Source organism: Rubrivirga litoralis, from assembly GCF_031846415.1.
GTDB classification, from domain to species: Bacteria; Bacteroidota; Rhodothermia; order Rhodothermales; family Rubricoccaceae; genus Rubrivirga; species Rubrivirga litoralis.
This window is the reverse complement of sequence record NZ_JAVRHT010000019.1, coordinates 67,540-74,385: the sequence shown is the minus strand read 5'-3', so window position 1 is coordinate 74,385 and position 6,846 is coordinate 67,540. Positions and strand designations below refer to the sequence as shown.

Here is a 6,846-nt window from a genome sequence, read left to right as displayed (position 1 = left end):
CACGCCTAGCTCGGGCCAAGAAGAAGCGGGATTACTACGTCCGCTCGCCGTCGGGGGCGCGGACGTTCGATCTCGCGTTGGGGCCGCTCGAGATGGCGTTCCTCGGCACGCTCCCCGGCCGCTCGGCTGACGAGACGGTCCGGGAGGCCGCGCGACTGGCGGAAGCCGAAGGCGATGAATGGCCTGCTGAATGGCTCCGGCTCTGCGGATTGAGCGTTCAGACCAGCCGGTTGGAGTCCGCGTTCCACACACCGACAGCGGTGACGCATACCCCGTAAGGAGTCGGCGAGCGTCCAGTACGGACGCCCAATCCGCCTTGGGCAATCATGCCTTATACTCTGGGCAAGCTTGCCCCTTTCGCCGTGGTCGTTTCCGATGTCGCCCGCCAGCTCGGTGGTGCCCGCGCCGTACGGCGCTCAATCCGCTCTCCGCTCGACCTCGCTCGCGCCGTCGAGGGCGGGCTCCCCGTCGAGACTGCCGACGCGCTCGTCGAGGGCGGGGCACTCGACGCGGCCGAGCTGTACCGGCTCGTCGTCCCGCGCCGGACCCTTAGTCACCGACGGACGCAGGGCGGACGGCTCACCCCAGCCGAGTCCGACCGCGTCGCCCGTGTCGCTCGGGCCGTCGCTTTCGCCGAGGAGACGCTGGGCAACCCTGACAAGGCGGGGGCCTGGCTACGACGGCCCAACCGGGAGCTCGGCGGGGCGAAGCCGCTCGACCTCCTCACGACCGACCAGGGCGCGAGGACGGTCGAGGCCGTCCTGGACCGCTTGGCCTACGGTGTTTACGCCTGAGCGCTGTGACCGTTTGGAGACTCGCGCGGGCAGTCTACCCCGCCCTCGACGGCGAGGGCGCGCGGCGGCGGGGCGGGCGCTGGAATGAGCCGGGGACGCCCGTCGTGTACACGTCGGAGCACCTGTCGCTCGCCGTGTTGGAATCGCTGGTCCACGCCGACCCCGACCTCTTGCCCGACGACCTCACGGCGTTCCAGATCGAGGTCCCCGACGAGATCGCGGAGCCAGCGTTTGCGGCGTTCGAGGGAGATGCGCTGCCGGACGACTGGGAGGACCCTGACGTCTCCGTGCGGCTGGGCCAGGAGTGGGTGGCCTCCGGCGGCCCGGTCCTCGTCGTCCCGTCGGTCGTCGTTCCCCAAGAGCGGAACCTGCTCCTCAACCCTCGCCACCCCGCGTCCGAGATCCGCGTCGTCGGGCAGGAGCCGTTCGAGTTCGACGCCCGGCTGTTCAGCGAGTAGCGAGGCGGTAGCTCTTGCGTCGCGTCTCCGAAACGGATCGTCCGCCGCCTCCCTGTGGAGGAGGTGGGAATCGACTACGTGCGACGACAGCGAGGGTGACGCGAACCGATCTGGTCGGACGTGTCCGGTGAGGGACTGAGATCGCGCCTCTGCACGGTGCCCCCCTTCACACCCTTGCCGTCATGCCGACCTCACTCCGCCGGGCCGTCTACGCCCTCGCTCTCCTCGTCCTTGCCGTTGCGCCCGCCCAGGAGGCGAAGGCGCAGTGGGCCGTCATCGACCCCGCCCACATCGCCAAAAGCGTCTGGAACGGCCGGAAGATCGTCAACCAGTTGACCGCCCAGCGCGACCAGCTCCGCGCCTTCCGCGACAACATCCAGAAGCTCCGGAGCTACAACCTCCGCGACGTGACCGGCTTCATGGCCGCCGTCGACGCCACGCTCGTCTCGGGCGCTGAGGTGGCCTACTCCTCGGCCTCGCTCCCGTCCGACTTCTACCGGGTCTACACCGGCGTCGACGTGTCCGATACGCGCAGCACGACCGACACCTGGCTGTCCAACCAGCTCGACGGCTCGCTCGGGACCCTGCGGTCGCTGCGTGAGCACGCCGTCCAGCTCCAAGCCGCTCGCCGTGACCTGACGGGCTTCCAGTCCCAGATCCGCTCAGCGACCACGGCCCAGCAGATCGCCGAGGTCCAGGGGACCGTCCAGGCCTACGGCGTCCAGGAGTCTCAGCTGCTGCGCCAGGTGACGATGCTCCAAGTCGACCAGCAGGCCCGCGCTGAGGCATCGCAGGCCGCCCAGCGCGCCTACGCGACGGCCGTCGCTCGTGACGTGGCCGCCCGGAGCCGGGCGTCGGCCCGCCGCATCGGCGGCCGGGACTACGGATCGCGCCCGATCCTCTAACCCGGAGACCCAGCCGCTTGCGCTCCCTCGTGACGACGCTCGACGCGCCGCCCTATGACTCCGCTGTGTACCTCTCGGTCGTTGGGCTCTCGCGTCTGCCGTTGCCTCCCGTCCTCCGACGCGCCCTGGGCCGTCGGGGGATCGGGCTGTTGGCTCCGACTGGCGGGCGTCGCGGCCCTCGCTGCTCTCACCTTGTTGAGCACGGAGGCGTCCGCCCAGGCGCCGCCCGTCCTCGACACGATCGTCGACGACTTCCGCGCGGCGGTCGACGCGGCCCGTCCCGGACTCCTCGCCATCGCGCGCGGGACGTTCGGGACTCTGGCGATCATCGAGATCGCGCTGTCGGCGATCCTGTGGACGCTCCGCGAGGACGGACCCTACCGCGTCCTCACGGGGCTCGTCGTCAAGCTGGCGTGGCTCGCGTTCGCGTTCTCGCTCATCGCCTCGTTCGACGTGTGGTTTCCGCCCGTCCTCAACGGGTTCGTCGCGGCAGGGGGGACGGTGACGGCCGGGACGGTGAGCCCAAGCGACGTGCTGGGGCTCGGGACCGAGCTCTCGGTTGAGATGGTGGCCGCGTTCTTCGACGGCGTCGGCCTGCTCGACGTCTCAGTGAGCGTGCTGGTGACGGCCGTACTGGTCGCCGTGGCGGCGCTCTTGGTACTGCTCATGTTCGCGCTCATCGCGGCCGTCGTCGTGGTGGTTCTGGTCGAGTCGTTCATCGCGCTCGCCGTCGGCGCGCTCGTCCTGGGGTTCTCGGCCTTCCGAGGGACGGCCAACCTCGCCGACCGCTTCGTGGCCTACGTCTTCAACCTGGGCATCCGGCTGTTCTGCCTATTCCTGCTCGTCGCCATCGGGACCGACGTGGCCCAGGGGTGGCTCCCCATCATCCAGGCCAACCCCGACGACCTCGGCGCCATGATGGCCGTGCTCGGCGGGGCGGTGACGTTCACCGTGCTCGTGACCTACGTCCCGTTCAAGGTCTCGACCTCGCTCACGCGCGACCTGTCGGTCGGCTTCGAGAAGGCACTGAACTCGGTCTAGCCCACCTACCTGCCTAGCCCCCTAGACCTCTACCCATGCCCCGCCTGTTTCGATCTGCTCGATCCAAGAACGCCTCTGGCGACGGCGCGCCCACGAACGGCGCGCTCCCCGGCTGGGCACACGAGCGCCCGACGCCGCCGGAGGTCCTCCGGGGCCGGTACGAGTTCACGCGCCAGTTCTCCGACCTCGCCAAGGGCAAGCGGAACTGGCAGTGGGTGGCCGCGCTCTCGCTCGTGCTCCTGGGGCTGGCGGTCGCGGGGCTCGTCGCACTCGCAACTCAGAGCCGGGTCGTCCCCTACGTCGTCGAGGTCGACCGCGTCGGGCGGGCCGAGGCCATCGCGCCTGCCGACGCCGCGACGATTGCCGAGGACCGCGTCGTCGTGGCCGCGCTCTCGTCGTTCGTCTCCAACATCCGGACGGTCTACGCCGACCCGGTCGCCCAGCGCGACGCCGTCTACCGGGCCTACGCCCACGTCGCCGGTGACGCCCGCGACTTCCTGGAAGGCTACTTCTCCGATCCGCAGAACGACCCGCGTCGGTTGGGCAAGGACTTCCGGCGGGCCGTCGAGGTGACGGCCGTGCTCCCGGTGCCAGGCACCGACCAGGGGACGGGCCGGACGTACCGGGTCCAGTGGAACGAGACCGACACCTCGACCCAGGGCGGCGAGCGGGAGCGAGCGTGGGAGGGCTACGTCTCGGTCACGCTCGCCCCGCCCACGACAACCGAAGGCATCGAGCGCAACCCGCTCGGCGTGTTCGTGACTGACTTGTCGTGGAGCCCGCTCGCCGGTCAGACCATCCGCTCCGAGCCAGACGACGATATCGACGAGCCGGATGCGGAGCCCGAGCGGCCCACCGAACGCCCCGTCCGCCGTCCTCGCCAGACCGTCCGCGCGCCGGGCGACACCACGCCTCCATCCACCCCAGACCTCCGATGACCACCTCACACTCCGCCCCGCTCCGCCGCTGGCGGTTGTTCGCCGCGCTCGTCGTCGGCCTTCTCTGCTCCCACGCTGCCTTCGCACAGGAGGCACCCGACACACCTCCCGAGGCGGCGTCTGTTGTCGACTTCTCGGAGGCTGACGCGAACGCCTCCACCGCACCGAGCGGCCAACCCGTCGGCGACGGGTTCACCGAGGGGGCCGTGGTCGTGACGCCGGGCCAGATGGAGGAGGCGCTCGGCGAGCTCGTCCGCGAGTACCAGCGGACGGGCCGCGCGGGCGTGCTCCGCCAGTCGACGGTGATGGTGGTCCCGTTCGGGCACAGCCAGCCGGTACTGGCCTGCGCGCCGCTTCGGGCATCGGTCGTCGAGCTGCAACCGGGCGAGGTGGTCCTGGGCGTCGTCGCGGGCGACACCGAGCGGTTCGCCGTCGAGCAGACGCACACGGGACCAGCCGGGCGGACGCCGCTCGTGGTCGTCAAGCCTCTGGCGTACGACGTGACGACGAACCTCGTGGTCTCGACCGACCGCCGCGTCTACCACGTCACGCTCGACTCGGCCCCGCGTCCATCGCGTGCCCGGAGCAGGGGAGGGGACGGCGAGGTCAACCCTCAGCCCCGCTACGCCCGCCACATTCGGTTTTACTACCCCGACGACGTGGCGGCCGACGCCCAGCCCGGCGTCGCACGCCTGGCCCCCGTCCCGAGCCCCGTGGGCGTCCTCGATGCCGACGCGCCCGCCTCGCTCGACGACCTCCACTTCGATTACCAGGTCACGGGCGACCCCGAGCTGGTGGAGGCGGTCGAGCGCGTGTTCGACGACGGCGTCCACGCCTACGTCAAGCTCAGCCGCCGAGCCGTGCGCGGCGGCGAGGTCCCGGTCCTCTACGCCATCGGGCCGGGCGGCGACCGCGAGGTGTTCAACTACGCCTACCGCGGCGGCTACTACGTGACCGACCGGGCCGTCCGCGAAGCTGAGCTGGTGCTCGGGGCGACCGTGCGGACGGGCTTCCTCGGCCTCGGCGGGCGCCGCCAGGTCGAGCGGACGGCTCGCCTCCTCCGCGTCGACTGACCTCCGTTCCACCCACGCTCCCGCTCCAATGTCGCACGACGATCCCTCCCTCCCGGCTGGCGGCGACGCCCCACTCGACGACCGTGTCCCGTTCACCGTCGAGCCGCCCGGCGCGAGTGCCCCGGCGGACGACTTCGGCGCTTCCGACCAAAATGAGTTCGTCGGCCTCCCGCCGAACGGGCATCCTGTAAACGGGGACCTTTCGCAAGCTCCGCTGGACGACGGGCGGTACGTCCCCGTCCGCGTGGACCGCCGCGTCGTGCTGGCGGGCCTCCTGATCGCGGGCGCCTCGGTGCTGCTCCTGCTTGTCCTGTTCTCCGGAGGCGACGACGCGGGGCCGGGTCCCGACGCGCCCCGCCCGACGACGGCCGCGCCCGAGTTCATCGAGCGGCAGACGGACGACGGGGCGGGCTCGCTCGAAGCCGAGCCGCCGGTCTACGGCGACGCCCTTGCCGATCCGTACGGATATGCCGATCCCTACGCATACGGGGTCGCGGAGCCTTACGCTGGATCGCCCTCGACCGACTACGCTGCCACACGGCCCACTCCCGCCCCCGTCAGCGCGAGCGGAGGGGTCGGCCGGACTCCGGCGCCGTCCCGGCGCTCGGGGCGCGACACGGACCCGCTGGAGGCCTCGTTCCAGCGCGCCATCGGCTCGCCGCTCCTGGTCGGCACGGGCGCGCCGGTCCGCCCGCAAGACGGCCGGCCGGAGATGCCCGAGGGCCTGAGCCCCGAGGCCGAGCAGGAGATCTACGAGCTGCAAGCGATCGCGGCGGCGCTTGCCCCACCGTCGACGAGCACAGCGCCTCCACCCACCGGCCCGGTCACGAACACCGTCAGCGGGCCGGTCGTCGTGGACGTTCCCCCGCCCGCGCAGTCCGGCGACACCTCTATCCGTCCGGGGGCGGGTTCGCGCCAAGCGTTCCGCGAGCGGACCTCGGCGCTCGGCCCGACAGCCTACGCCGTCCAGGCCGAGCGGCCCCAGCACAGCTTGGTGCTGAGCGCGGGGACCGTCGTCCCGGCCGCGCTCGTGACCGGGATCAGCTCCGAGCTGCCCGGCGCCGTCGTGGCCCAGGTGACGCGCAACGTCTACGACAGCCGCACCCAGCGCGACGTGCTGATCCCGGCGGGCTCCCGCCTCATCGGCGAGTACGACGACCAGGTGGCCTACGGTCAGAACCGGGCGCTCGTGGCCTGGACCCGGCTCCTTTTCCCAGACGGGCGGAGCGTGTCGCTACCTGGCCTCCCGACGCAGGACCTCCAGGGCCAGGCCGGGCTCCGCGACCGGGTGGACCGGCACACGGGCCGACTCTTCGGCTCGGCCGTGATGCTGGCTGCCGTCGGAGCGGGGGTGGAACTGGCGGCGCCGTCGGACGGAGGTGCCTTCGGCAGCGAGAGTCCGCAACAGACGGCGGCGCGTCAGATCGCCATTGAGCTGTCCCGCGTGGCGACCGAGGTGATCCGCCGCGACCTCGACGTGCAGCCGACGGTCACGATCCGTCCGGGCTTCCGGTTCTACGTGTTCCTCGCCCGCGACCTCGCCTTCGCAGCCCCATACCGCCAGCGGGGCGACGTCGGGCGGTTCTCCCGCGCCCGCGTCCCGGCGGCGCGGTAGCGGTGGGCGCCGTCGCCAGTCC

The 6,846-nt window shown here is 71.6% G+C and carries 8 protein-coding genes; all 8 read left to right on the top strand.

The window, feature by feature from the left end; translation table 11 throughout:
• Nucleotides 1–278 (top strand): hypothetical protein (locus RM540_RS09540; RefSeq protein ID WP_311663486.1); only part of this gene is annotated, 278 nt, incomplete at its 5' end.
• 84 nt (nt 279–362) lie between these two features.
• Complete coding sequence (locus RM540_RS09535; RefSeq protein ID WP_311663484.1) at nt 363–794, top strand: Xre family toxin-antitoxin system antitoxin; 432 nt, start codon at nt 363–365, stop codon at nt 792–794.
• Between the two features lie 5 nt (nt 795–799).
• On the top strand, nt 800–1,252 hold the full coding sequence (locus RM540_RS09530; RefSeq protein ID WP_311663482.1) for an RES family NAD+ phosphorylase: 453 nt from the start codon (nt 800–802) through the stop codon (nt 1,250–1,252).
• Between the two features lie 182 nt (nt 1,253–1,434).
• Nucleotides 1,435–2,157, top strand: a complete 723-nt coding sequence (locus RM540_RS09525) for a type IV secretion system protein (RefSeq protein ID WP_311663480.1) — start codon at nt 1,435–1,437, stop codon at nt 2,155–2,157.
• Between the two features lie 192 nt (nt 2,158–2,349).
• Nucleotides 2,350–3,198, top strand: a complete 849-nt coding sequence (locus RM540_RS09520; RefSeq protein WP_311663478.1) for a type IV secretion system protein — start codon at nt 2,350–2,352, stop codon at nt 3,196–3,198.
• A gap of 35 nt (nt 3,199–3,233) precedes the next feature.
• On the top strand, nt 3,234–4,136 hold the full coding sequence (locus tag RM540_RS09515) for a VirB8/TrbF family protein (RefSeq protein ID WP_311663476.1): 903 nt from the start codon (nt 3,234–3,236) through the stop codon (nt 4,134–4,136).
• Nucleotides 4,133–5,209: a TrbG/VirB9 family P-type conjugative transfer protein gene (locus RM540_RS09510; RefSeq protein ID WP_311663474.1), complete on the top strand. Its 1,077-nt coding sequence runs from the start codon at nt 4,133–4,135 to the stop codon at nt 5,207–5,209. Before RM540_RS09515 ends, RM540_RS09510 begins: the two co-directional genes overlap by 4 nt.
• 28 nt (nt 5,210–5,237) lie before the next feature.
• Nucleotides 5,238–6,824 (top strand): TraB/TrbI/VirB10 family type IV secretion system protein, encoded by a 1,587-nt coding sequence (locus RM540_RS09505; RefSeq protein ID WP_311663472.1) that lies wholly within the window; start codon nt 5,238–5,240, stop codon nt 6,822–6,824.
• The last annotated feature ends 22 nt before the right edge of the window (nt 6,825–6,846 follow it).

Coding starts and splice junctions, on each gene's coding strand:
- RM540_RS09510 (WP_311663474.1), top strand. CDS start 4,133: ATGACCACCTCACACTCCGCCCCGCTCCGCCGCTGGCGGTTGTTCGCC.
- RM540_RS09525 (WP_311663480.1), top strand. CDS start 1,435: ATGCCGACCTCACTCCGCCGGGCCGTCTACGCCCTCGCTCTCCTCGTC.
- RM540_RS09505 (WP_311663472.1), top strand. CDS start 5,238: ATGTCGCACGACGATCCCTCCCTCCCGGCTGGCGGCGACGCCCCACTC.
- RM540_RS09515 (WP_311663476.1), top strand. CDS start 3,234: ATGCCCCGCCTGTTTCGATCTGCTCGATCCAAGAACGCCTCTGGCGAC.